The 25447-nt window shown below is 31.0% G+C and carries 21 protein-coding genes, 1 pseudogene and 1 other annotated feature; of the genes and pseudogenes, 18 read left to right on the forward strand and 4 right to left on the reverse strand.

Annotation, left to right across the window (positions count from 1 at the left end; genetic code table 11):
* Window positions 1–11 precede the first annotated feature (11 nt).
* From B3N22_RS03980 to B3N22_RS04015, 8 genes are all read left to right on the forward strand, one after another.
* A complete protein-coding gene (locus B3N22_RS03980) occupies window positions 12–530 on the forward strand; it encodes a shikimate kinase (RefSeq protein ID WP_286905037.1) in 519 nt (172 codons plus the stop codon).
* Window positions 531–763: 233 nt separating this feature from the next.
* Window positions 764–1777, forward strand: a complete 1014-nt coding sequence (gene aroF / locus B3N22_RS03985) for a 3-deoxy-7-phosphoheptulonate synthase (RefSeq protein WP_286905038.1) — start codon at window positions 764–766, stop codon at window positions 1775–1777.
* A 26-nt stretch (window positions 1778–1803) separates the two neighbouring features.
* Window positions 1804–2637 carry a prephenate dehydrogenase gene (locus tag B3N22_RS03990; RefSeq protein WP_286905039.1) on the forward strand — a complete coding sequence of 278 codons (834 nt, stop codon included), beginning with the start codon at window positions 1804–1806 and terminating at the stop codon, window positions 2635–2637.
* A gap of 217 nt (window positions 2638–2854) precedes the next feature.
* Window positions 2855–3071: a binding site (T-box leader), on the forward strand.
* 66 nt (window positions 3072–3137) lie between these two features.
* Window positions 3138–4439 (forward strand): dicarboxylate/amino acid:cation symporter, encoded by a 1302-nt coding sequence (locus B3N22_RS03995; RefSeq protein WP_286905041.1) that lies wholly within the window; start codon window positions 3138–3140, stop codon window positions 4437–4439.
* A 562-nt stretch (window positions 4440–5001) separates the two neighbouring features.
* Complete coding sequence (locus B3N22_RS04000; RefSeq protein ID WP_286905043.1) at window positions 5002–5901, forward strand: galactose-1-phosphate uridylyltransferase; 900 nt, start codon at window positions 5002–5004, stop codon at window positions 5899–5901.
* A 162-nt stretch (window positions 5902–6063) separates the two neighbouring features.
* Window positions 6064–7233, forward strand: coding sequence for a galactokinase (locus B3N22_RS04005; RefSeq protein WP_286905044.1), 1170 nt, complete (start codon window positions 6064–6066; stop codon window positions 7231–7233).
* Between the two features lie 18 nt (window positions 7234–7251).
* Window positions 7252–8736 carry a UDP-glucose--hexose-1-phosphate uridylyltransferase gene (gene galT, locus B3N22_RS04010; RefSeq protein ID WP_286905046.1) on the forward strand — a complete coding sequence of 495 codons (1485 nt, stop codon included), beginning with the start codon at window positions 7252–7254 and terminating at the stop codon, window positions 8734–8736.
* A gap of 185 nt (window positions 8737–8921) precedes the next feature.
* A complete protein-coding gene (locus tag B3N22_RS04015) occupies window positions 8922–9911 on the forward strand; it encodes a LacI family DNA-binding transcriptional regulator (RefSeq protein WP_286905047.1) in 990 nt (329 codons plus the stop codon).
* A gap of 175 nt (window positions 9912–10086) precedes the next feature.
* On the opposite strand, the gene B3N22_RS04020 is transcribed toward B3N22_RS04015, so the two are convergent.
* Complete coding sequence (locus tag B3N22_RS04020; RefSeq protein WP_286905049.1) at window positions 10087–10641, reverse strand: class IV adenylate cyclase; 555 nt, start codon at window positions 10639–10641, stop codon at window positions 10087–10089.
* A 125-nt stretch (window positions 10642–10766) separates the two neighbouring features.
* On the opposite strand from B3N22_RS04020, the gene B3N22_RS04025 reads away from it, so the two are divergent.
* The 3 genes from B3N22_RS04025 to B3N22_RS04035 all read left to right on the forward strand — a co-directional run bounded on the left by B3N22_RS04025 (window position 10767) and on the right by B3N22_RS04035 (window position 12673).
* Window positions 10767–11807: a nucleoid-associated protein gene (locus tag B3N22_RS04025; protein ID WP_286905051.1), complete on the forward strand. Its 1041-nt coding sequence runs from the start codon at window positions 10767–10769 to the stop codon at window positions 11805–11807.
* A 92-nt stretch (window positions 11808–11899) separates the two neighbouring features.
* Window positions 11900–12295: a hypothetical protein gene (locus tag B3N22_RS04030; protein ID WP_286905053.1), complete on the forward strand. Its 396-nt coding sequence runs from the start codon at window positions 11900–11902 to the stop codon at window positions 12293–12295.
* A gap of 33 nt (window positions 12296–12328) precedes the next feature.
* Window positions 12329–12673 carry a hypothetical protein gene (locus tag B3N22_RS04035; protein WP_286905055.1) on the forward strand — a complete coding sequence of 115 codons (345 nt, stop codon included), beginning with the start codon at window positions 12329–12331 and terminating at the stop codon, window positions 12671–12673.
* Window positions 12674–12735: 62 nt separating this feature from the next.
* On the opposite strand, the gene B3N22_RS23690 is transcribed toward B3N22_RS04035, so the two are convergent.
* From B3N22_RS23690 to B3N22_RS04045, 3 genes and pseudogenes are all read right to left on the reverse strand, one after another.
* Window positions 12736–13131 (reverse strand): BclA C-terminal domain-containing protein, encoded by a 396-nt coding sequence (locus B3N22_RS23690; RefSeq protein WP_414632220.1) that lies wholly within the window; start codon window positions 13129–13131, stop codon window positions 12736–12738.
* Window positions 13132–13956, reverse strand: a pseudogene (locus B3N22_RS04040) (collagen-like domain-containing protein); the annotation flags it as partial.
* Between the two features lie 474 nt (window positions 13957–14430).
* Window positions 14431–16275, reverse strand: coding sequence for an urease accessory protein UreH domain-containing protein (locus B3N22_RS04045; protein ID WP_286905057.1), 1845 nt, complete (start codon window positions 16273–16275; stop codon window positions 14431–14433).
* A gap of 150 nt (window positions 16276–16425) precedes the next feature.
* Here B3N22_RS04045 and B3N22_RS04050 point away from each other — a divergent pair, with 150 nt between their 5' ends.
* The 7 genes from B3N22_RS04050 to B3N22_RS04080 all read left to right on the forward strand — a co-directional run bounded on the left by B3N22_RS04050 (window position 16426) and on the right by B3N22_RS04080 (window position 25444).
* The gene (locus B3N22_RS04050; protein ID WP_286905058.1) at window positions 16426–16668 is read left to right on the forward strand and encodes a hypothetical protein; all 243 of its coding nucleotides are present in this window, start codon (window positions 16426–16428) and stop codon (window positions 16666–16668) included.
* A gap of 123 nt (window positions 16669–16791) precedes the next feature.
* Window positions 16792–17847, forward strand: a complete 1056-nt coding sequence (locus B3N22_RS04055) for an aldose epimerase family protein (protein WP_286905060.1) — start codon at window positions 16792–16794, stop codon at window positions 17845–17847.
* A gap of 251 nt (window positions 17848–18098) precedes the next feature.
* Window positions 18099–19598 carry a sugar ABC transporter ATP-binding protein gene (locus tag B3N22_RS04060; RefSeq protein WP_286905062.1) on the forward strand — a complete coding sequence of 500 codons (1500 nt, stop codon included), beginning with the start codon at window positions 18099–18101 and terminating at the stop codon, window positions 19596–19598.
* A gap of 37 nt (window positions 19599–19635) precedes the next feature.
* Window positions 19636–20862: a galactose/methyl galactoside ABC transporter permease MglC gene (gene mglC, locus B3N22_RS04065; RefSeq protein WP_286905065.1), complete on the forward strand. Its 1227-nt coding sequence runs from the start codon at window positions 19636–19638 to the stop codon at window positions 20860–20862.
* 170 nt (window positions 20863–21032) lie between these two features.
* Entirely contained in the window at window positions 21033–22643 is a 1611-nt protein-coding gene (locus B3N22_RS04070; RefSeq protein ID WP_286905066.1) for a response regulator, read from the forward strand.
* A gap of 12 nt (window positions 22644–22655) precedes the next feature.
* Window positions 22656–24464 (forward strand): sensor histidine kinase, encoded by a 1809-nt coding sequence (locus B3N22_RS04075; RefSeq protein ID WP_286905068.1) that lies wholly within the window; start codon window positions 22656–22658, stop codon window positions 24462–24464.
* Window positions 24464–25444, forward strand: coding sequence for a substrate-binding domain-containing protein (locus B3N22_RS04080; protein ID WP_286905070.1), 981 nt, complete (start codon window positions 24464–24466; stop codon window positions 25442–25444). The genes B3N22_RS04075 and B3N22_RS04080 overlap by 1 nt, the downstream gene beginning before the upstream one ends.
* Window positions 25445–25447: the final 3 nt, after the last annotated feature.

Consider the following 25447-nt stretch of genomic DNA (forward strand, 5'->3'; position numbering starts at 1 on the left):
AGGAGAGAAGTATGCGCAAGAATTTAGTGCTAATAGGAATGCCAGGATCAGGGAAAACTACTATTGGAAAATTAGTATCAGAAAAGCTTAATTATGATTTTGTTGATATGGATGAATATATGAAAACAAAATATAAAAAAAGTATAAATGATATGTTTTTAAATGGGGAAGATTATTTTAGACAAGAAGAAAGTAAATGCTGTGAGGAGATAAGTAAGATCCAAAACAGTATAATATCAACTGGCGGTGGAGTAATAAAAAAGAAACATAACGTTGATTTACTTGGATCTACAGGTATAGTAATATTTATAGATAGGACAGTTAATGATATATTGTCAGATATAGAAGTTTCCTCAAGACCACTATTAAAAGATGGGAAAGAAAAGTTATATAAATTATATGAAGAAAGGTACAATCTTTATAGAGAGTATGCTCATATAATTATAAAAAACGATAAAGATTTAGATAAAGTTGTAGAAGAGATTGTAAAGAAGTATAAAGAAGCTAATAATTCTTTATCTGATGTCTAGCCACTGTAACACTCCCACGCACTGTGTGAAAGCGACTATGCCAAATATAAAATTTGGAGTATCTGCTTTTCTTCAAGTGGGAGATAACAGTGGCACGACCCTAGATAAGTTCAACTAGGATTCAGATGGAGATCAAACACCATCTGAATCAAGTTTCACTTGATAATGTAGTTTTGTAGTACGGTAGGTTAAGGAAAAGTAAAATTAAATGTAAATTCAGGAGGATGGTAGTAATGATAGTTATAATGAATAGTAATGTAAAAGATGAAGAAATTAAAAAAGTAGTAGGAATAGTAGAAGGATTAGGTGTTCAAACTAACGTTTCAAAAGGCGATAGCCTTTGTGTGATTGGGTTAGTTGGAGATACCTCTAGGATAGATGGAGACAAACTTATGGCACTAGACGGAGTAGATAAGGTTCTAAAGGTTCAAGAACCTTATAAAAAAGCAAATAGACTATTTAAACCAGATAATAGCATAATAGATGTACGAGGAAATAAGATTGGGGGAAGTAATTTCTCTATTATGGCAGGGCCTTGCTCAGTAGAAAGTGAAGAGCAGATAATAGAAGTAGCTGAAGCGGTTAAAAAATCAGGAGCTAACTTCCTAAGAGGAGGCGCTTTTAAGCCTAGAACATCCCCTTATAGTTTTCAAGGTTTAGAGCTTGAAGGGCTTAATCTTTTAATGAAAGCAAGAGAAGCAACTGGACTTCCAATAGTTACAGAAATAATGTCTACAGACTACATCGATGAATTTGTAGAGAAAGTAGATGTAATACAGGTTGGAGCTAGAAATATGCAAAACTTTGACCTTTTAAAACAATTAGGTAAATGCTCTACCCCTATACTTTTAAAAAGAGGATTATCAGCAACCTATGAAGAATGGATAATGTCAGCAGAATATATAATGGCAGGCGGTAATGAAAATGTAATTCTTTGTGAAAGAGGAATAAGAACATTTGAAACTTACACAAGAAATACTTTAGATTTAAGTGCTATACCAGTATTAAGAAAGTTAACTCATCTACCAATAATCATAGACCCTTCTCATGCTGGAGGTATGTGGTGGTTAGTTGAATCTATGGCAAAAGCTGCTGTAGTAGCTGGAGCAGACGGACTTATGATAGAAGTTCACAATGACCCAGCTAATGCTTTAAGTGATGGTGGTCAATCTCTTAAACCACAAGTTTTTGATGATGTTATGAAAAAAGTAAAAGTTTTAGTTGAACTTGAGGAAAGGAAGCTTTAAGACTTATAAGCTATTAGGTAAGAAATATGAAGATTACTATAATAGGCTTAGGAGTCATAGGTGGTTCCTTTGCAATGGCATTAAATGCTTTAAATGAGCATGAGATTTATGGTGTGGATAGAAATAAAGACACTTTAGAAAAGGCTTTAGATTTAGGGATAATAACAAAGGGATGCACATCTGGAGATGAGTTTATTAAAGAAAGTGATTTAATAATAATTGGATTATATCCATCTCTTGTTATAGATTTTCTTAAAAAGAATAAAGACAATTTCAAAGATGGAGCTATTATAACTGACGTTACAGGTATAAAAGAAACCTTTATAGCTGAAGCTTTAGATATAATTCCAAAAGGTGTAGATTTTATATTTGGTCACCCTATGGCTGGTAGAGAAAAAAAAGGAATAGATTTTGCCTCAAAGGAAGTCTTTAGAGGAGCTAATTATCTTTTAACTCCACATAGCAAAAATAAGGAAGCTAATTTAAAGCTTATGGAAGAATTAGTGTTAAAAATAGGCTTTAAAAAGGTTAGAAAGATAACACCAAAAGAGCATGATAAAATCATTTCTTTTACATCTCAATTACCTCATGCAATTGCTGTAGCGTTAATAAATAGCGATAATCAAGAGTTCGATACTGGGTCATTTATTGGAGATTCATATAGAGATTTAACTAGAATAGCTAACATAAATGAGGAATTATGGAGTGAACTATTTTTAGGCAATAAAGAGAATCTACTAAATAGTATAGAAGATTTTGAAAAGCAACTAGATTTCATTAAGGATGCGGTGAAAGAGGCTGATATATATAAGCTAAAAGAACTTTTTATTGAATCAGGTAAACGAAGAGAAAAACTATAAAAATGTAATAAATAAAAATCTGCCCATAGAATTTAGTTCTATGGGCAGATTTATTAATTAAAATTATTATTTAATAATTTATACAAATTATTGAGATAATTAGAGTGTAAACCTATAAAAATTAAAATAGTTAATAAATTTTGAATAAAACAAGGATTGATATATGTAAGAAAATGAAATATACTAATTTCACAGTAATGTTATAGGAATTATATGAATATAAGCTGTGATTAGGAAAAGTAAATTATACATACTTTACAGAGAGGAACTTAGTGGTGAAAAAGTTCTAAGGAAATATAATTGAAATGCACCTAGGAGCTTTAAACCGAAATAATAGTAGGTGGTACGGGTTCTCACGTTATAGAGAAAATGAGATGAATGTGTATATGCATATTCAATCAGAGTGGAACCGCGGAGTATATTCTGCCTCTGAATTATAGAGGGAGAATTTTTTTATGTCCCAAAAAACAAAAAAATAAATTTCAAGGAGGAAATTCATAATGGGAATAGTTTTATCAGTATTAATTTTAGCACTAATTTATTTCTTAAAGACTAAGAAAGTTAGTTTTGGAAACAGAGTTTTATTAGCTCTAGTTTTAGGGGTAGTAATAGGTTCATTTTTCCAAAATGATGTTCAATATATACAACCAATAGGTGGAGCATATGTTAATCTTATTAAAGCTTTAGTTGTACCTTTAGTTGTTTCAGTAATAATTACTAGTATAACAGCTTTAGAAGACCCGGCAAGATTAAAGAAAATAGGTTTAAAAACATTAGGGTGGTTTTTCTTAACAACAGCAATAGCGGCAGTAATAGGAACAGTTATTGCATTAGCATTTAACTTAGGTGATGGCGTACAGTTTGTTGCATCAGAAGAGTTTAAAGCTAGAGAGATTCCTACATTTTCACAGATAATTTTAGATTTAATTCCAGCAAACCCAGTATCAGAAGCAGCAAGTGGAAAGATAATACCTGTAATGGTATTTTCAATAATAGTAGCAGTAGCAATAATAGTAGAAGGTCATAATAAACCTGAACTTGTAAAGCCAGTTAAAGATTTCTTTAAATCTTTCTCACAAATAATGTTTAGAGTTACAAGATTCGTAATGCAATTAACTCCATACGCTGTGTTTGCATTAATGGCTCAAGTATCAGCTAAATACGGTATATCAAGTTTATTACCATTAATTAAAGTTATAGGAGCAGTATACTTAGCTTCAATAATACAAATAGTTGTAGTTCAAGGTGGACTTATTGCTTTCGTAGCAAAATTAAATCCAGTGAAGTTCTTTAAAAAGATTTTCCCAGCTCAATTAGTAGCATTTACCACAAGAAGCAGTTACGGTACATTACCTGTAACAATAAAAACTTTAACTGAAAGAGTAAAAGTTTCAGAAGAGCTTGCAACATTTATAGCACCATTAGGGGCTAACATGGGAATGAACGGATGTGCAGGACTATATCCAGCAATAGTTGCAGTTTTTGTAGCAAAAGTATTTAACATACCAATGGACTTCTCTAGTTATCTTTTATTAATAGGATTAACAACAGTTGCATCTATAGGTACAGCGGGGGTTCCTGGAACTGCATCAATAATGGCAACAGTAGTGTTATCAGGTATGGGACTACCTATTGAAGGACTTGCTTTAGTACTTGGAGTTGATACAGTAATAGATATGGCTAGAACAGCTACAAATGTTACTGGAGCAGCAGTAGTATCAACTTTAGTAGCAGCATCAGAAAATGAATTAGATAGAGCTGCTTTTGAAGAAGAAGATAAAGAATTTGAATTAAGTATGTAATTTTTATATAAGCTGTCACATTAGCTAGTAGATTTAGCTAAATGTGGCAGTTTTTTTTGTATAGAAAGTTTCAAATAGCAGAAGCAAAAAGGCTAAAGAGGCTAAACATATATAATTCTATAGTAGGTATAAGATAAGGAGAGAAAGGAATTTAATGAGACTTGGGAAGACGGAAATGAATCTAATGGAGCTTGAGAAGAAGCTCCTACAGGACAGAAGTGCACAGCTGATCGGTAGACGCGAATTTCAGCGTCAGTCTAATCCTTTGTGAATGTAAGTTAAGATGATTTGATGGAGCTGCACTACTGCTCTATAGAGACCTTTTTAGATCTCATTAGAATCCTTTTAAGAAACGCTCCTACAGTATAAAAGTGCAGAACATCAAAAGAGCAGAAGTTTAGAACATCAAAATATCAGAAGTTGAGATGAATTTAATGCAACCATACTTCGTATGGTATGCTACAGCATCAAGGTTAAAAGGAATTTGATGCAGTCACTGCGTGACGTGCTACAGCATTAAGGTGTATAATATTTATAGGATTATGTTTTGAGAGGTAGTTTAATGAAGAATATAAGATATGATTTTTTAACGAAGTCAAATATTGTTTTTGCTAAAAAGAGAGAGAACAGACCTAATAATTTTGAAGATACAGTAAAGAAACCACTTAAGATATATAGAGAAGATTGTCCTTTTTGTCCAGGAAATGAGGATGAGAGCATGGATGAAGTAGTTGAGTTTAAGAATAATTTTGGTATAAAAATTATTAATAATAAGTATCCTGTTGTTAGTATAGATGAGGAAGATAATTACGGACATCATTATGTGGTTATTGAGGATAGTAATCATAATGGAGATGAAAAGACTATAACACAAGAGCGATTTTTTCAGGTATTAAGAGCATATAAAGTAGCTATAAATAATATTAAAAAAGATGAAAAGATAAGATATGTACAGATATTTAAAAATTGTAAGAGAGGTGGAGGGGCATCTTTAGAACATCCACATTCTCAAATAATTGCACTTGATCATATACCTAAGAAGTACTTAGAGCTATGTGGTGAAACGTGTGATGTTTGTGAAGAAAGAGAAAAAGAAGAAAATGATAATTTGAGAATTGTAGCTAGAAATAATCATTTTATTGCTTATGCTCCTTTTGCGTCAGTAAATGCATATCAAATAAGAATAGCTTTGTTAGAACATAAGGGATCACTTTTAGATTTAGAAGGGGAAGTACTAATAAGTCTTGCTGAAATATATGAAAAGGTGATGAGTAAATTAAGAAGAGTATTAGAAGATTTTCCTTATAATTTAGGATTTTATTCTCTAGAAGATGAAAATTTTCATTTTTTCTTAGATATATATCCAAGAAAAATAAGCCTTGGGGGATTTGAGTTGTCGAGTGGAATGTTAATAAATTCTAAGCTGCCAGAAGATGTAGCAAGTGAAATAAACAAATTATAAAAGTTACCACTAAAAGAAATTTTGGTGGTATTTTTATGTTTAAAAATCTATGAAAACCTTTAATAAATCTATTGACTACCTAAGTAAAAAAGAAGTAAAATTAAAGTAAATAAAAGATATATTTTACTAAAATAATTATGAATTAAAAAGGTGGAGAGTATTATGGATTTAAGGGAATGTAAAAATGAGTTTATAAAAATTTTTGGAAAAGAAGATTTTAGAGTGTTTTTTGCTCCAGGTCGAATTAATCTTATTGGTGAGCATACAGACTATAATGGTGGGAATGTATTTCCAGCAGCTATTACTTTTGGGACTTATGGCTTAGCTGGAAAAAATGACTTAAATAAGTTTCGCTTGTATTCTATGAATTTTCAAAGCCTAGGTGTAATAGAATTTGGTCTTGAAGAATTAGACTATAACAAAAAGCATGATTGGGCAAACTACATTAAAGGGATGATTCGTTATTTAAAGGAAGCTGGTTATGAGATTAATTCTGGAGTAGATATAGTTTTTTATGGCAATATTCCTAATGGGGCAGGATTATCTTCTTCAGCATCAATAGAACTAGCAACAGGAGTAATACTAGAAGGTCTTTTTTCATTAGATATAGATAGAATCGATTTGGTTAAGATAGGTAAAAAGGTTGAAAATGAGTTTATAGGGGTTAATAGTGGAATTATGGATCAATTCGCCATAGGAATGGGGAAAAAGGAATGCGGGATTTTACTTGACTGTGAAACTTTAAAGTATTCATACGCTCCAATAAAATTAGAAAACTACGACATAGTTATTATGAATACTAATAAACGTAGAGAATTGGCAGATTCTAAATATAACGAAAGAAGAGGAGAGTGTGAAGAGGCTTTAAGAAGATTACAAAAGGTAGTTGATATTAATTCATTAGGACAACTTAGTGAAGAGGAGTTTGAAAAAAATAAGCATGTAATAGATGATGAAATTTTAACTAAACGTGCCAAACATGCTGTTTATGAAAATCAACGTACCCTTAAAGCTTTAGATGAATTAAATAAAGGAAATATCTTAGCTTTTGGTGAATTGATGAATAGGTCGCATATTTCCTTAAGAGATGATTATGAAGTCACTGGAAAAGAATTAGATGCCTTAGTTGAAGCTGCTTGGGAGCAAGAAGGAGTAGTTGGAGCTCGTATGACTGGAGCAGGTTTTGGTGGATGTTCTATTGCAATGGTTGAAAAGAAAAATACAGAGGATTTTATAAAAAATGTGGGAAATAAATATAAAAATATTATAGGATATGAAGCGGATTTTTATATAGCAAGTATAGGTGATGGGGCTGGAGAACTTAAAGAATAGCAATTTTGGAGGATAATTATGTTTGTTTATGAAGTAATACAAGGGTTATTAAATAAAGCAATTGAATGTTGTCTTATAGATAAACAAGATGAGGTCTATGTAAGAAATCAAATATTGGCCCAGCTAAAATTAAATGATTTTATAAAAGGTGATATAAAAATTGATAAAAGTATACCAGATCTATTAGAGGATATAGTTAAGTATGCTATAGAAGTAGGAGTAATTGAAGATAGCTTTCATGAGAAAGATATATTATCTACAAATATTATGAATTGTTTTATGCCTAGACCATCTGATGTTAACGATAGGTTTTATAAATACTATAAAATTAATCCTAAAGAGTCTACAGAATACTTCTTTAATTTAAGTAAAAATAGTAATTATATTCAAACAAAAGCTATAGCAAAAAATATAAATTATAAGGCAGACACAGAGTATGGAAATATAGATATAACTATAAATTTATCAAAACCAGAAAAAAATCCTGCGGATATAATTAAAGAAAAAGCAGTAAAAAGTAGTAGTTATCCTAAATGCTTATTATGTATAGAAAATGAGGGATATGAAGGAAGAGCAGGACATCCTGCTAGAGCAAATCATAGAATGGTAATAACCTATTTATTTGAGGAAGAGTGGTTTTTACAATATTCGCCTTATGCTTATTATAATGAACATTGTATATTATTATCAGAAATTCATAGGGATATGAAAATAGATAGAGCAGCATTTAGCAGATTATTAAGTTTTGTTGATATGTTTCCACACTATTTTATTGGTTCAAATGCAGATCTTCCAATAGTAGGAGGGTCAATATTATCTCATGACCACTATCAAGGTGGAAGATATGAATTTGCTATGGAAAGAGCAGAAGCTGAGGAGTTTTTTAAGATTGCAGAATATTCTAATATTGAAGCTTCTATAGTTAAATGGCCAATGTCAGTAATCCGTTTAAAAAGTAAAGATATTGAGGAATTAACTAATGCTTCGGAGAAGATTTTAAATATTTGGAGAGGATATACTGATAAAGAGGCAGATATATATGCCTATACTGGAGATATACCTCATAACACAATAACGCCAATTGCCAGAAAAAGAAATGGATTTTTTGAGATGGATTTAGTGCTTAGAAATAATAGAACTACTGAAGAACATCCATTAGGAATATTTCACCCCCATGATGATGTTCATCATATAAAGAAAGAAAATATAGGATTAATAGAAGTCATGGGGCTGGCGGTATTACCAGGTAGATTGAAGGATGAACTTAAGGAAGTTGAAAAATATATATTAGGAGAAGATAACCTAATAGAAGAGTATCATAAACCTTGGGCAGAAGAATTAAAGATGATTTATAAAAGCAAAGTAAAAAAGGATAATGCTCAAGAAATAGTTAAAATTGAAACTGCTAAAAAGTTTCTTAAGGTCTTAGAATATGCTGGAGTATTTAAAAGAGATGAAAAAGGTAAAGAAAACTTTAGAAGATTTATTAAAGAAATAATATAGAAAAATTGAGGCTCTAAATTTAGAGCCTCAAAACAATATTATGAGAGTTTTTAAACCATGTACAATTAAATTTACTTACTGAGTAAAAGTATAGTTAAATTAAAAGAAAAGAATGGTGAATTTTAGTTAAAATAAAGATATAATTGAAATATATATAATATTTATTAATTTAAAAGGAGAAAATAATGGCGACAATTAAAGATATTGCAGATAAAGCAGGAGTGTCAATAGCTACAGTTTCAAGAGTTTTAAATTATGATGAGACTTTATCAGTAGGTGATGATACTAAAAAAAAGATTTTTAATGTGGCAGAGGAATTGTCTTATGAGAAAAGACAACCAAAGAAAAAAACATTGGCTAAGATAGCTCTTATTCATTGGTATACAGAAAAAGAAGAATTAAATGATTTATATTATATGTCTATTCGTATAGGTGTAGAAAACAGATGTAAACAAAATAACTTGGCTATAGTAAAGTTTTTTAAAAACAATATTGATGAATTAATGAAGGAAAAGATACAAGGAATTGTTGCTGTAGGAAAGTTTAGCAAGAAAGAGGTAGAAGATTTAGCTAAGATAACAAATAATATAGTATTTGTGGATTATGCCCCAGACGAAGAAAAATATGATTGTGTTATAACCAATTTCGAGATAGCTACAAAAAAGATATTAGATTATTTAATGGAAAAAGAGCATAGAGAAATAGGATATATCGGGGGAAGAGAAACTTTTAACGATAGAACCTCAGAGATAAATGATTCTAGAGAGGTTGTTTATAAAAGTTACTTAAAAGAAAAGAATTTATTTAAGGAAGAGTATATGTATATAGGAAAATACTCTGCAAGTGATGGTTATGATTTAATGAAAAAAGCTTTAGTGGAGCATAAAGATAACTTGCCAACAGCATTTTTAGTTGGAAGTGATTCTTTAGCTATTGGATGTCTTAAGGCATTAAATGAAAATAAAATAGCTGTTCCAGATAGAGTAAACATTATAGGTATAAATGATATAAGTATAGCTCAATATGTTTATCCATCTTTAAGTACTATTAAAGTACATACTGAACTTATGGGAGAGACTTCTGTAGACTTATTGATAGAAAGATTAAATGACAGGATCATCAGCAAAAAAATTAGTATAGCTACAGAACTTATAATTAGGGAAAGTAGTTTTTAAAATATTAGAATTGAAAAAGAAAATGGAATATAAGTAAAGCTTAAACTAAATGCGAGTATTAAATGAATTTAGTTTAAGCTTTACTGATTTTTTTAGCTAAATGGAAGATATATAGATATATATCTTTCTATATAACTATATAACTATATATAGTGTTAATGCGGGTTTGCAGAGATCATAACCCTTTTTCAGAGAATATCCCCTTGTCTTTTAGTATTTCATATATTGTCTTAGAAGTTGTGTCCTCTAAACTATAACCTAAAAGTTCTAAGATTTCTTTAAGTTCTTCTTCAGAAGAGGTTTCAAACTCAACATAGGGAAAAGGACAAAAACTTTTTTCATTAATATCTATTTCAATTAAAGTGTTTTTGTATTTATAACTTTCTCTATATTTCTTTATTGAATCAATAAGTTCTAATCCTAAGGCTTCAAATATCTTTTTACCAACTTCCCCATCTTCAATAATGGTTTCATTCTCTTCCATAACTTTAAATCTCTCTTGAGAGAGCATTTTTTTTGTAGTAATAAAGCTAAAAGATTTTCTGTTTAATAAATCTTCAACTATTCTAATTCTAGCATAACCTTTTTTTGATAGAAGTCTTCTATCTGGAAAATCATATATGTTGTTAATCTGATTTTCTTCCTTTACCTTTTCAGCATTTATCATTTTTAAATCCCTACGAAACTTATCTAAATCTATATCGATAATACGGGTTTCTAACTCTTTCATATAATATCATTCCTTTCATAAATTTAATTCTATTATAAATCAAATTATTATTCTAGATAAATACCTATAAAAATATGTGATATAATAGGGACTGAAATATACAGGACTATAATGGAGGTACCCCTATGGAATACGTTAATGATATAAATATTGTAGAGGCGGTTATTCATATTTTAGATAATAACTCAGATGAACCAATATTAAATGAATATAAATTAGATTTAGGTGATGAAATTTATAAGTATATATATAGACATATTGAAAAAGCTTTAAAAGATGAGGAACTAAAGTATGCCGTATTTAATCCAGAGAGAAATATAGTAAAAGAGTTATCTCAAGAGTATTTAAATGGTGCGAATACTGATTTGGTTTCTATATCTCAAGAAATGGGAAGACAACTGTTTGCAATAATGAAGGGGAATGGAAATATTCCATCCTGTGATTTAGTGGTTGCATCAATATCTACAGACCAAGGAATCATGTTGGCTTTATTAAAAATGGACTATGTAAGGAACTTTGCTCATAAAGTAGATTTTTTGGATGATAAAATAGGAATTGGTATAATCCAACAATATGGTGGACTACCAGCATCTTCTCAAAGAATACAAAAATGTGCTTTTATAAAACCCTTAGCTCAAGATCAAGATTTTAACTTAATGGTGATTGATAAGCAAAAGAAAAATAAAGAGGAAGAAGAGTACGGTTCTAATTATTTTATAAATCATTTTTTAGGTTGTACAGTTATAACAAATGAAAGAGATATGACTAAAAGCTTTATGAAAGCAACAGAAACTTGGACCAGAAATAACATTAATCAGGATGCTGATAAGGCAGAGAAGATAAGAACAACTATAAAAAGTAAACTAAAAGAAGAAGAGAAGATAAATATACCTGAACTTTCTAATGAGCTTTTTAAAGAAGAACCAGAGGCGAAAAGAGCATTTGATGATTTTATTATATCTCAGGGATTAAATGAAGAGGTTCAGATAGATAAACAATATGTGGAGAAAAAATTAAAAAGAGTTAGGTTAAAGATAGATAAAGAAATAGATTTATATATAGATGAGGAAGCTTACCACGATAATTCTAAATTTGAAATAGTTAGAAATGGTGATGGAAGTATAAATATGGTGATAAAGCATGTAATAAATTACATAGAAAAGTAATTTAGTAGCTTCATTACTCCAAAAGGATTTAAGGTTAGGTTGTAGAATACATTATATAAGTGAGAATTTTACAAAAATCTGGAGGGGTGTATATGTTTGGAAAATTTATAAATGGATCACAAGGACTAGATAGAGGCCCAAATAAAGGATTAAATAGATTACCGATAGTATATGTAAGAAATAACACTGAGGAAAATATAGAAAATATAAGTTTTTCTTTTGATAATGTGGTACTTATAGGATCAGAAATTAAAAAGGTTAAGCCTAATACAACTAAGAATGTATCTTTATATCTAACTTATAGACAAAGAGATCAGCTAGAAAGAGAAGATTATGATTTAATAATGAATCATGGAAAAGAAAATAAATATACAATAAGTGAGGCCTATGGAGCGGAGCATATAAGGGACATTTTGGTTGAGATTATGAAGATTTATAATGATGGAAGTTTAGGAGTAAAAATTGAGGAAAACTATTTAAGCTGTTAAATAATATTTAATTGTTTTATGAGGTAGATTAGTATGCAAACACAATTATTACCAATAGTTTATATAAGAAATAATACATCGCAGATCATAGAAGATATCTATTTTTCTTTTGACTCTATAGAGCTTATGGGTTCAAAAGCTAAGAAAATAAAACCTAATAATACTAAAAATATATCTCTATACTTAGCAGATAGGCAGAAGTTTCAACTAGCGAGAGAAGATTATGATTTGGTAATGCATCATAGAAATGAAAATAAATATGTAGTAGTTGAATGTTATGGAATTTCCCCTTCTCTTAATATTTTAGTGGAAATCATGACAGTTTATAAAGATGGAACATTAGGAATTAAGATCGATGAAAAGTTTTCTAGAATATAGAAAGTGTGTATGATAAAGGCCAGTATTTAATTAAATACTGACCTCAAAATTTTAGTCTAATACTAAGCTATTCTCATTAGGGTTATAGAAGCTGTTACACCTGAATCTATAAAATCAGTAGTACCATTTATTCTTAATCTTAATACATCTGAAGTAGATAAAGATAAAATTATATGGCCAACAGCTTCTCCGCTTGTGCCTGGGAATGAGATAATACTTCCAGGGATATCGGAATTATTCACAAATAAATTTATAGAAGAATTGTTTGTATCTGTAGCATTAGCAGAAAAGGTTATATGATATATGCCACTAATTTGTACAGTTATATCTGATCCATTAGCACCTAAAGTTACATTGGATGGAGCAACAGAATTAAATTCAAATATTTTAAATATTAATCCTTCTATATTATTTGTTGCTGGTGTAGTACTAAAGAAAGATGCATATCCAGATGCAATACTTCCAGTAGCGCCAGTAGCTCCGGTAGGACCAGTAGCTCCGGTAGGACCAGTAGCACCAGTAGGGCCGGTAGCACCGGTAGGGCCAGTAGCACCAGTAGGGCCAGTAGCACCAGTAGGGCCGGTAGCACCAGTAGGGCCGGTAGCACCGGTAGGACCAGTAGGACCAGTAGGGCCAGTAGCACCAGTAGGGCCGGTAGCTCCAGTAGCACCAGTAGCTCCGGTAGCCCCAGTAACACCAGTAGGACCAACAGCGCCGTTAACGCCGGTAGGACCAGTAACTCCAGTAGGGCCGGTAGGACCAGTAGCTCCGGTAGAACCAGTAGCTCCGGTAGAACCAGTAGCCCCAGTAGGACCAACAGGACCAGTAGAGCCAGTAGGACCGGTAGCACCAATAGGACCAACAGGGCCAATATTACCAGTAGCCCCAGTAGGACCAATAGGGCCAGTGTCTCCAGTAGGACCAACAGGACCAGTAGAGCCAGTAGGACCGGTAGCACCAACAGGACCAACAGGGCCAATATTACCAGTAGCCCCAGTAGGGCCAACAGGGCCAGTATCTCCAGTAGGGCCGGTAGGACCAACAGCACCGGTAGAACCGGTAGGGCCAGTAGCTCCAGTAGGACCAACAGGACCAGTAGAGCCAGTAGGACCGGTAGCACCAACAGGGCCAATATTACCAGTAGCCCCAGTAGGACCAACAGGGCCAGTGTCACCAGTAGGACCGGTAGGACCAACAGCACCGGTAGAACCGGTAGGGCCAGTAGCACCAGTAGGACCAACAGGACCAGTAGAACCAGTAGGGCCGGTAGCACCAACAGGACCTACAGGGCCAATGTTACCAGTAGCCCCAGTAGGACCAACAGGGCCAGTGTCACCAGTAGGACCGGTAGGACCAACAGCGCCGGTAGAACCGGTAGGGCCAGTAGCCCCAGTAGGACCAACAGAGCCATCATCTCCAGTAGGACCGGTTGGACCAGTAGGACCGGTTGGACCAGTAGGTACAGTAGGACCAGTTGGACAACAATTCCAATCATCACAGCAATGTTTATTATTACATCTACTTGCACTATCATAAAAATCGTTTCGACAAGAGTATCTATTATTCAATTAAAACACCCCTTTTTAAAAAGTTTACTACTAATATACTATTATTTTTATTAAGGAAGAGTGCTTATAAAAAGCCGAATTGTAAACTAATTTGTCAGCGAATACGGAAAATTTCATTTAGGGGCCTTTTGATAATAAAAAGAGCAGCAAAATAATATAAAATCATTAAGCTACTCCAGTTTGAAAATATTAATCTATTAATTCTGATCTAACTTTTTCTATATCTTCCGTTTCAGGGGAATCAGAAGTTTTTATGGTTCCAACTATTGAAAAATCTTTTTCTATAAAGTAGATACTGGATTTATTAAGTGTAATATCAATAGATCCTTTAAAGTCTGATATAGTGAAGGAACCAACAATTTCTTGTGAACTAAATTCAACTATATTATAAGTTCCATTAGCAGCAGGCATTTTAGTTAAATTGAATGTAAGTTTAGCTGGAATATTAGTTTTTAAAATTGAAACAAGTGGTTCAAAATAGGTATCTATTCCAGAAATGCTTAGAGCTTGACTGCTACCCGAAATAGAGCTTTTTTTAACTAATCTATCTGTAGGTATTTCAGTTAATGGCAAGCCGTAAACCAGGAATTCTTGAGTTTGATTAGTAGAAGAACCTTGACAGCAACCTCCACCAGAATTTTGTGAAAGTTCACTTTCTGCTGACGATATATCTTTATCACTTACACCGTCAAGAGTGTCTACAACTTTTATAGAGCCTGAGAGCATTCCCATCCAACAACTGTAGTTAATATCTTTTTCACCAGCTGTAAAATTGATCTTTGTTTCACCTTTTTTTAGTTTTTGATTTATATTCATGGATGGGAAAATAACTTCATTATTACATGACGTTATTGTTTCCCCTTCAAAAATAATTTCAGTAGGAAGATTTTTTTCTATAAATACTACTTTTGGGGAGTAGCCAGAAGATGTTGCTTTTATTTTTACAACCTGTTTTCCATCTATTACTGTAGCCTTATTTTCATCAGTTATCACATTAGATGAATTTTTGTTGTTAAAAGATAATAAATTATTTATTGGAATGTTTACACCTAATAGTGTAAATCCTCTGTTTGCCATTAAAATTCCTAATATAACGATTAAGATTCCACTGAATTTTATAAGTTTTTTAGTGTTTTTCATATTTATGGCATTTATAGCTAACGAAAATATAAGCATAAGAGGAATAGTCCCTAGTCCAAAAATGAACATAGAGGACGCTCCTTTTAAGAAACTTCCAGAAGCTAAAGCATACAACTGTATGGTTTGCAAGGGACCACAAGGCATAAATCCATTTAGTAAACCAACAATTAAAGGACTAGATTTTTTATTTGAGGATTTACAATTACTAAATGGAAGTTTTAAGTTTATTCCTCTAAATAATTTAAAGCCAGACATATTAAAACCCATTATTATCATGAAAAGCCCAGCAAGTATTGATATAGAGGCCTGAGTACTTAATGATAAAGAAAAAACAGAGCCTAAAGCACCTACTAATCCACCTAATAGAGTATATGAGGTTAATCTACCTACATTATATAAAAGAGAGGGAAGTAGATTTTTAAATTTACTACCTTTATTTATAGTTATACTTTGAGATAACATTATTCCACCACACATACCTACACAATGAAGAGAAGTGAAAATACCTATAACAAATAACATAAGATAAGTTGTATTTGTTCCCAAGTTATTACTTATATTGAAAGTACCAGAATTTTTACTTAGTGCTATAATAACAAAAGCAAGAGCAACTATAGCAAATATAGAGACAATTTCTTTAAAAGTTGTAGAAGAACCATTTGTGTTAATTTTGTTATTAGAGATTTTTATGGTATATCCTGAACTTTCTATAGCAGAACAAATTTTGCTGTAAGAACATTTAGTAGAATCAAAAGTTACCTTCACTAAGGAGGTTTTATAATTAACCTCAACCTCAAGGACACCAGTTATCTTTTTTATAGAATCTGATATTATTTTTTCACAGGATGTACAAACCATATCTTCAACTAATATATGAGTAGTTTTTATGGACAAAATATCACCTCTTAAATTTATATTACTTTCTGAGACATAATTATATGAAACTAATATGAAGATAAAATGAAGAAACATACTGGCATCTTCATTTTATCTTCATAACTATGAATTAGACTAATTGTAATATTAAAATTTAGGAGTGAGAAAATGAATAAGAAATTAAACCTTAAACATATTATGCCTATGGCGCTATGTTGTATGTTACCTATATTGATAGTTAGCTTATTACCAGTTATTCAATTAGTATTACCAGGGGTTGCACCTGTTTTAGCATTTTTAAGTCCGTTTATATGTCCAATTATGATGGTATCTATGATGTTTTTTATGGGAAAAGGTGATAAAAAACATGGATGTTGTGATCAGAAAAAAGAAGAAAAAATAGAATTATAGAGTTAACAAGTTAGGTATAAAATAATTTAGATATATACCTAACTTTTTTATTCTTGAAAGAATAACATAATATACTTATACTAGCTAATATAGGTAGTATTTTAATAAAAGGAGTATGAGGGTATGGGAATTAGAAGAGAATTATTTGGAAAGTTAATGAATGAAGTTGAGGTGGATATTTTTACACTTACTAACTCCAAAGGAATGGAAGTAAAAATAACAAATTTAGGTGGTGCTATAGTATCTTTAAAGGTTCCTGATTCTAAAGGAGAATTAGATGATGTTGTTTTAGGGTATGATACTCCACAAAAATATTTTGAAAAGGGACCATATTTAGGAGCTATTATAGGAAGATGTGCGAATAGAATCGAGGAAGGTATTTTTGAGATAGATAATATAGAATATAAACTTCAAAAGAATAGTAGACATCACTTGCATGGAGGAAATAGAGGATTTGATAAGGTTTTATGGGAAGCAGAATTTGTTAATTTAGGTGATAGTCAGGCATTAAAACTATCATATCTTAGTAAAGATGGTGAAGAAGGATACCCAGGCAATTTAGAAGTTAATGTTATATATTCTGTTAGTGAAGATAATGAGCTTAAAATAGATTATAGAGCTGTTACAGATAAGGATACAGTAGTTAATTTAACTAATCATTCCTATTTTAATCTTTCAGGACATTCTTCAGGAAGTGTGTTAGAACACAAAGTTATGATAAATGCAAGTAGATTTACACCTTCTAACAATGAGTCAATTCCAACAGGTGAAATATTAAAAGTTGATGGAACACCAATGGATTTAAGAAAATTAACTACAGTAAAGGATAAAATATTTAGTGATTATGAACAGTTAAATTTAGCTAATGGATTTGATCATAATTGGGTATTAGATGTTAGCACAGAAGAACCTAAAAAAGCTGGAGCAGTGATAGATGAAAAAAGTGGGAGGGTTATGGAAGTATATACTACTAAACCAGGAGTACAATTTTATACGGGGAATTTCTTAGCAGGGGGGCCTACTGGAAAAGATGGAGTAACTTATGAAAATAGAGAGGGGTTATGCCTAGAAACACAATTTTTCCCTAATGCAGTGAGATGTAGTAGTTTTCCATCTCCAATATTAAAAGTTGGTGAAGAATATAAACATACTACTATATATAAATTTTCGGTTATTTAATAAATATAGAATAGAAAAAAGACATGCATTTTTTACTAATTTATGCATGTCTTTTTTAGAATAAAAAAATATGAATTTGTTATATAAATTAATTAAGAAATTCGATAAAAGTGTGAAGAATTTTGTATGGAGAGTAGAAGAGAAAGTTTATATAATTAATAATGTAAACGAATAACAATAATAAAACTAACTAAATGAAAAATAGACAAAATAAAGAATGGATTAATATTTGACCAAAGGAGGATTATGGTATGGGTGAGTATGTACTGGAGATGAACAATATAACAAAGACATTTCCAGGGGTAAAGGCGTTAGATGACGTATCATTAAAAGTACGTAAAGGTAGTGTTCATGCCCTAATGGGAGAAAATGGTGCAGGAAAATCAACCTTGATGAAATGTCTTTTTGGTATATATCATCAAGATAATGGCGAGATAATATTAGATGGACAAAAAGTTGAAATAAATACTTCAAAACAAGCATTAGACTTGGGAGTATCAATGATACATCAGGAACTACATCCTATTAGATTTCGTCCAGTTATGGAAAATATATGGCTTGGAAGATTTCCTATGAGAGGAATAGCTGTAGACAAGAAAAGAATGATACGTGAGACAGAAGCTTTATTTAAAGAGATTGATTTAGACATTGATCCAGAGATATTGGCAGGAAAGCTTTCTGCATCTAGTCTACAATTGGTTGAAATCGCTAAGGCGGTTAGCTATAATTCTAAAATAATTATTATGGACGAACCAACATCTTCATTAACTGAGAATGAAACGGAACATTTATTTAAAATAATAAAGCAACTTCAAAAAAAGGGATGCGCAATTATATATATATCTCATAAAATGGAGGAAATTCTTAAAATATCTGATGAAGTTACTATCATGAGAGATGGTCAAGGGGTAGGAACTTGGGAATCAAAAGATCTTACAACAGAGCTTATAATTAACCGTATGGTAGGAAGAGATATGACTCATAGATTCCCAGAAGCTAACTATAAACCTACAAAGGATGTTGTATTAAAAGTTAACAATCTTTGTTCTCCTTTGGAGAAATCCTTTCAAAATGTAAGTTTTGAGTTATATAAAGGGGAAATTCTTGGTATAGGAGGGCTTGTTGGAGCCCAACGTACAGAACTTGTAGAAGCACTATTTGGGTTAAGAACGATACAAGAGGGAACTATCGAAAAAGATGGTAGGGTAATAAAAATAAAGTCTGCAAAAGATGCTAAATTACAAGGATTAGCTCTATTAACAGAAGAGAGACGTGCTACTGGTATCTTAGGAATATTATCAGTTTTAGATAATACAGTAATTGCAAGTCAAAAAGATTACGCAAAATTTGGAGTGTTAAAAGAAGGAAAACGTTATAAAGCTGCAGTTAAATCTAATACAGATTTAAAAACTAAAACACCTAATATGGAGCAGCTTATAAAAAATCTTTCTGGTGGTAATCAGCAAAAAGTTTTAATAGCACGTTGGCTTCTTACAAATCCAGATATTTTAATATTAGACGAGCCTACAAGAGGAATTGATGTAGGTGCAAAATATGAAATTTATTCTATTATGCATGACTTGGTTAAAAGAGGCAAATCAATCATAATGATCTCTTCAGAAATGCCAGAGTTACTTGGAATGTCAGATAGAGTTATGGTTATGTGTGAAGGAAAAGTTACTGGAATTTTAGACAAAGATGAAGCAGATCAAGTAAAAGTTATGAATTATGCAACACAGTTTATGAAATAAAGAGACTTAGTTATGTTAAAGAAGGAGAGGATTAGATATGCAAGAAGCTAAAGTTATCTCACGCAAGGATTTTGGGAAAATATTTTTAGGAATTGGTGCTTTCCTTGTTGTGTTAGGAATTGTTTTTAATTTTATTTTAGATCCAGATGTATTTTTTGATTTACCTATTTATATAGATGGGATAGGAATAATTGCAGCTATCTATGGGCTTAAACATTTTTTAGATAAAAAAAATCATGACAGTATAGTTACCTTTTCAGGAGAGACAGTTAAAACTTTTTTAACTAATAATGCAATTATTTTAGCATTACTAGTATTAGTAGTTGTAATAATGATAATTCAACCTCGTTTTATGCAGTATGAGGTAATGCTTGACATACTAACAATGTCATCAACTAAACTTATAGTTGCCTTAGGTATTTGTTTTACATTATTAATAGCAGGTACAGATTTATCAGCAGGACGTATGGTTGGACTAGCTGCAGTAATATCAACATCAATGCTTCAAAATCCAGACTATGCTAATAGATTTTTCCCTAACATGCCTCAGCTAGCAGTTATAATCCCTATAGTAATAGCAATTATAGCTTGTATGGTATTTGGTGTATTAAATGGTTTCTTAGTAGCAAAATATGATATGCATCCATTTATAGCTACGTTAGCAACGCAGGTTATAGTATATGGTGCATGCTCTCTATACTTTGATATGCCGCCAAATAAATCACAACCAATAGGAGGGGTACGTCCAGACTTTATTGCACTTGGACAAACAAAACTTTTTAACATAGGAGATTTTCCAGGAATATCAATTCTGGTACCTATAGCAATTCTATTTGTAATATTGGTTTGGTTTATATTAAATAAAACTATATTTGGAAAGAATGTTTATGCTATAGGAGGAAATCGTGAAGCAGCAGTAGTTTCAGGAGTTAACGTATTTGCAACTATAATGGGAATATTCATTTTCGCATCACTTTTATATGGTGTAGGGGGTATACTGGAAGCTGCTAGAACTGCTGGAGCAACTAATCAATATGGTAATGGATACGAACTTGATGCAATAGCAGCCTGTGTTGTAGGTGGAGTATCACTAAATGGTGGCGTTGGTAAAGTTGGAGGAATTGTAAGTGGTGTATTGATATTTACGGTTATACAATATGGATTACAGTTCATAGCAGTAAGTCCAATGTGGCAACAAGTTATAAAAGGTGCTATCATTGCAGTAGCAGTTGCTATAGACTTAGCTAAATATAGAAAAAAATAAATTGATATATTGATAAGAAGGTTTGCTTCAATTAAAAATTGAAGTTAGCCTTTTTGTCGTTTTAAATAATATGGACATGCATTGCATAAAAGGAATTTTTTAGATATAATAATAGTTGATAATCAAATTATTATATTTAACTGCAACTTAATAAAAGAAGGAGTAATATAATGAGCTTATATAGAATTATTATAGTGGATGATGAAGAGGAGATAAGACTTGGAATTATCAAGAAAATAGACTGGGAAGCTTACGGATTTGAAGTAGTTGGAGATGCTGAAAATGGTCAGGATGCTCTTGAAAAGGTTGAAAAATACAGACCTGATGTTTTAATGACAGATATAAAAATGCCCTTTATGGATGGATTAGAATTAGGAAAAAGAGTTTCAGAAATGATGCCTTCTACTAAGATTATAATTTTTTCAGGCTGTGACGATTTTGAATATGCTCACAAGGCTATTCAAATTAATGTAGTTGAATATGTTTTGAAACCGATTAATTCTGTAGAACTAATTGAGGTCTTAAAAAGGTTAAAAGAAAAGCTTGATTATGAATATAATGAAAAAAGAAATTTAGAAAAACTACAAGAATATTATATTGAAAGTTTGCCAGTAATAAGAGAGCAATTTCTGGTAGGAGCTATTGAGGGAAGGATAAGTAGAGAAAAGTGGAGTGAACAGATTGATAAATTAAACATAGATTTAAAAAAAGAATATTTATCTGTAGCACTTATTCGTTCAGAAGGAAGCTTGAAATTAAAGGATATAAACAATAATATTAATGAAGATTCAGTGCTTACTAATATATCAATAAAAAAGACTGTAGATGAAAATATGAACCAATATTGTAGCTTCACAAGTTTTATTTATTCTGATATTGTTGTAGTAATAGGGGGATTATCTTCTAAAGATGAGATAGGTCATTTTATAAATGGTATAAATGAAGTATGTAAGGTTTATGAGCGTATCACTAATTTAAAAATATCAGCAGGTATTGGGTATGTTTATAATGATCCATGCGAAATAAAATTTTCATATAGAACGGCCTTAAATGCATTAGAATATAAATTGATACTTGGCTTAGGAAAGGCTATTTATATTGATGATGTAGAACCAGATAATTCTATTGAGCTTCAATTTCACGAGCAAGAAGAAAACTTAATGTTAAATGCAATAAAGATTTCAACAAAAGAAGAAATTAAAGATGTTATTAATTGCTTATTTGATAAAGTTCAGCATTTACTTTTACCATTTAACAAGTATAGAATTTATATTATGGAGATAATGACAGCTTTATTAAAGCTTATACAAACTTATGAACTAGATATGGATTATATATTTGGTGAAAATTTTAATTGCTATGAGCACTTAGATTCCTTTGGGTCAATAGATGAGGTAAAGGAATGGTTTATAAACAAGTCTATCATGGTAAACGTTTTGATTAAAAAAGAACGCGTAAATTCATCTATATTACTTGTTGAGCAAGCAAAACAATATGTATTAGAAAACTACACAGATCCAGATTTATCTGTAGAACAAGTTTGTTCTAAACTTCATGTAAGTTCTACTTACTTTTCTACAATATTTAAACGTGAAACACAAAACAATTTTGTAAATTTTTTAACTACAGTACGTTTGGAACAAGCTGTAAAACTTTTAAATACAACAGATTATAAGACTTATGTTATAGCTGAAAAAGTAGGATATCCAGAGGCTAATTATTTTAGTTATGTATTTAAAAAGAAGTTTGGGGTATCACCTTCAAAATATAGAAAGAATTGAGTTTGATCTGTAATGATAAATTTTATAAAGAAAAAAGTTGAAAAAGTATTAGATAAAAGTAAGAATACAAGCATACAGTATATAATATCTATTTCCTTTACTGTAATATCAGTTGTAGGGATGATTATGGTTGTTGGGGCAGTTTATTTAAGATTTATAAACTCAGCAGAAAATATGGTATCTGAAAATAATAAAGCCATACTAGAACAAGTTAATTTAAACTTAGATAGTTACTTAAGAAATATGATGAAGGTATCTGATGCTAGTTATTATAGTGTTATTAAGAAAAAGGATTTAGCAGTAGACAGTATAAGTAAGGATATGGATTTATTATATGAATCAAATAAAGATTCTCTTATAAGTATAAGTGTGTTTACAGAGTATGGGGAGCTTATAGGAGCATCTCCAGTAGGTAAGTTAAAAGACTCTGCTAATCCTACAAGAAGTGAATGGTTTTTAAAAGCTATAAGTAGAAAAGAAAACCTTCATTTTTCAACTTCACATGTTCAGAATTTATTTATAGATCCAGATTATAAATATCGTTGGGTTATTTCTTTAAGTAGAGCTGTAGAGCTTACTAACAATGGGAAAATAACTCCAGGTGTATTGCTTGTAGATATGAATTTTAGTGAAATAGAGCAAATATGTAAAAATGTTAACCTCGGAAAATCAGGTTACGTCTATTTAGTTGATGGAGAGGGCGAGATAATATATCATCCAAGACAACAATTGATATATTCAAACTTAATAAATGAGAATAATAGAATGGGATCTACATATGAGGATGGAACTAATATAGAAACCTTTAACGGAGAAAAAAGATTAGTTACAGTAAAAACAGTAGGATATACTGGGTGGAAAATCATAGGGGTCACTCCAATGGTTGATATAACCTCTGACTATAGACAAATAAGTTTATTTGCAATATTTATTATGTTTTTTGCGATATTTATTCTAGTGTTTCTAAATATGTTTGTTTCTTCTCGTATAGCAAACCCTATAAAGGCACTCGAAAAGTCAGTAAAAAAGCTTGAGAATGGAGACAAAGATGTAGATATAGCAATAAGTGGATCTTACGAAATTCAGCATCTAGGGAAAGCTATAAAATCCATGGTAAATCAATTACATGTACTTATGGATAATATAGTAAGGGAACAGGAATCAAAAAGAAAAAGTGAGTTAAATGCTCTTCAAGCTCAGATTAATCCACATTTTTTATATAATACATTAGATTCTATTGTTTGGATGATAGAAAATGAAAATTATGATGGAGCTATTACAATGGTAACAGCTTTAGCAAGACTTTTTAGAATAAGCTTAAGTAAAGGGAAAAATATAATATCAGTAAAAGATGAAATTGAACATGCACGCAACTATTTAACAATACAAAACATAAGATATAAAAATAAATTCACATATAATATTGATATAGATGAAGAAACATTAAATTTATCAACTATTAAATTAATAATTCAACCTTTAATCGAAAATGCTATTTATCATGGTATGGAATTTATGGGTGGAGATGGAGAGATACTAATAAAAGCATACTTAAAAGACGAAGATTTATATATTGATGTTATAGATAATGGACTCGGAATGGAACAAGAAGTTGCAGATACTCTTCTTACAAGAAAAAATAATGGAAAGAAAAAGAGTTCAGGGATTGGCTTAAAAAATGTTCATCAAAGAATACAGATATATTATGGTGTAGAATACGGACTTAAGATTTATAGTGAGCCTGATGAAGGAACAATGATCAGAATACATGTTCCTGCTATTAATTTTAATGAAGCGCAGAAGATGGAGGAAGGTAAATAGTGAAAAGTAAAAAGACATTTGTATTTATAATTTTATTGTTACTATTAATTATATCCTTTTCAGTGCTTTTAGATGATACATTATCAAATCAAGAAAATAAGAAAATACATAATATTTCTTTGATAACAAGTGGAAAAAATAATGAAAGTTTAATGATAATGAAGCAGGGCGTAGATCAAGCGGCATCAGAACTAAATATAGATGTAAGTTTCATAAATCTTTCGCAAGATAATAATATAGATGAGCAAAAAGAGTTAATTGATAGAGAAATAAAAAATGGAGCAGATGCTATAATATTATCTCCAGTAGATTATGAAAAAATGGCTAATACAGTAGAAGAAGCTATGAAAAAAGCACCTATTATTCTTATCGAGTCTAATGTTGATTTAGAGAAAACTCCACCAATAATTTGGAATGATAATTATGAGCTTGGGGAACTTTTAGGAGAACAAATGATTGAGATGGGAGATATGGGGAAAAAAGTTGCAATTATAAAAAATAATTTAGAGTGCAAAAGCATAGCGGACAGGTACGAAGGATTTATGAGTGTTATGAATAAAATTAATAATACCTATCTGTTCTGGGAAATTCCAAATGAGAGTCAAGCAAATTACTATACTGAGATAAAAAAACTATTAGAGAACAATGATGTAGATGTAGTAGTAACTCTCAGTACAGGTATGTTAGAGTATGTTGCCGAAGTAAAAAAGGACTCTAATATAATAGACAATGAAAAAAGTTCAATAAAACTCTACGGTACAGGAAGTACAAGTAAAATAATTTCAGCTTTAGAGGAAAAAAACATCAATGCAACAGCTACGCAAAATGAATTTAATATAGGATATCTAGGGGTAAAGGCTGCTGTAGATAAGTTAGAGGGTAAGAAGATAAGTAATAGCACTATATCTTCAACCATTGTTAATACAGATAATATGTATTCAAAGGAGAATCAAAGATTGCTATTTCCACTTATTAGGTAAAAA

The organism is Clostridium sp. UBA1652 (genome assembly GCF_002320975.1).
Lineage (GTDB): Bacteria > Bacillota > Clostridia > Clostridiales > Clostridiaceae > Clostridium_T > Clostridium_T intestinale.

What these genes read in the sequence shown, in the direction of transcription:
- B3N22_RS04070 (WP_286905066.1), top strand. Translation starts at nt 21,033, where the DNA reads ATGAGCTTATATAGAATTATTATAGTGGATGATGAAGAGGAGATAAGA.
- B3N22_RS04000 (WP_286905043.1), top strand. Translation starts at nt 5,002, where the DNA reads ATGAAGAATATAAGATATGATTTTTTAACGAAGTCAAATATTGTTTTT.
- B3N22_RS04020 (WP_286905049.1), bottom strand. Translation starts at nt 10,641, where the DNA reads ATGAAAGAGTTAGAAACCCGTATTATCGATATAGATTTAGATAAGTTT.
- B3N22_RS04050 (WP_286905058.1), top strand. Translation starts at nt 16,426, where the DNA reads ATGAATAAGAAATTAAACCTTAAACATATTATGCCTATGGCGCTATGT.
- B3N22_RS03995 (WP_286905041.1), top strand. Translation starts at nt 3,138, where the DNA reads ATGGGAATAGTTTTATCAGTATTAATTTTAGCACTAATTTATTTCTTA.
- B3N22_RS04035 (WP_286905055.1), top strand. Translation starts at nt 12,329, where the DNA reads ATGCAAACACAATTATTACCAATAGTTTATATAAGAAATAATACATCG.
- B3N22_RS04025 (WP_286905051.1), top strand. Translation starts at nt 10,767, where the DNA reads ATGGAATACGTTAATGATATAAATATTGTAGAGGCGGTTATTCATATT.
- B3N22_RS03980 (WP_286905037.1), top strand. Translation starts at nt 12, where the DNA reads ATGCGCAAGAATTTAGTGCTAATAGGAATGCCAGGATCAGGGAAAACT.
- B3N22_RS04060 (WP_286905062.1), top strand. Translation starts at nt 18,099, where the DNA reads ATGGGTGAGTATGTACTGGAGATGAACAATATAACAAAGACATTTCCA.
- mglC (WP_286905065.1), top strand. Translation starts at nt 19,636, where the DNA reads ATGCAAGAAGCTAAAGTTATCTCACGCAAGGATTTTGGGAAAATATTT.
- B3N22_RS04015 (WP_286905047.1), top strand. Translation starts at nt 8,922, where the DNA reads ATGGCGACAATTAAAGATATTGCAGATAAAGCAGGAGTGTCAATAGCT.
- B3N22_RS04075 (WP_286905068.1), top strand. Translation starts at nt 22,656, where the DNA reads ATGATAAATTTTATAAAGAAAAAAGTTGAAAAAGTATTAGATAAAAGT.
- B3N22_RS04030 (WP_286905053.1), top strand. Translation starts at nt 11,900, where the DNA reads ATGTTTGGAAAATTTATAAATGGATCACAAGGACTAGATAGAGGCCCA.
- B3N22_RS04005 (WP_286905044.1), top strand. Translation starts at nt 6,064, where the DNA reads ATGGATTTAAGGGAATGTAAAAATGAGTTTATAAAAATTTTTGGAAAA.
- B3N22_RS03990 (WP_286905039.1), top strand. Translation starts at nt 1,804, where the DNA reads ATGAAGATTACTATAATAGGCTTAGGAGTCATAGGTGGTTCCTTTGCA.
- aroF (WP_286905038.1), top strand. Translation starts at nt 764, where the DNA reads ATGATAGTTATAATGAATAGTAATGTAAAAGATGAAGAAATTAAAAAA.
- galT (WP_286905046.1), top strand. Translation starts at nt 7,252, where the DNA reads ATGTTTGTTTATGAAGTAATACAAGGGTTATTAAATAAAGCAATTGAA.
- B3N22_RS04055 (WP_286905060.1), top strand. Translation starts at nt 16,792, where the DNA reads ATGGGAATTAGAAGAGAATTATTTGGAAAGTTAATGAATGAAGTTGAG.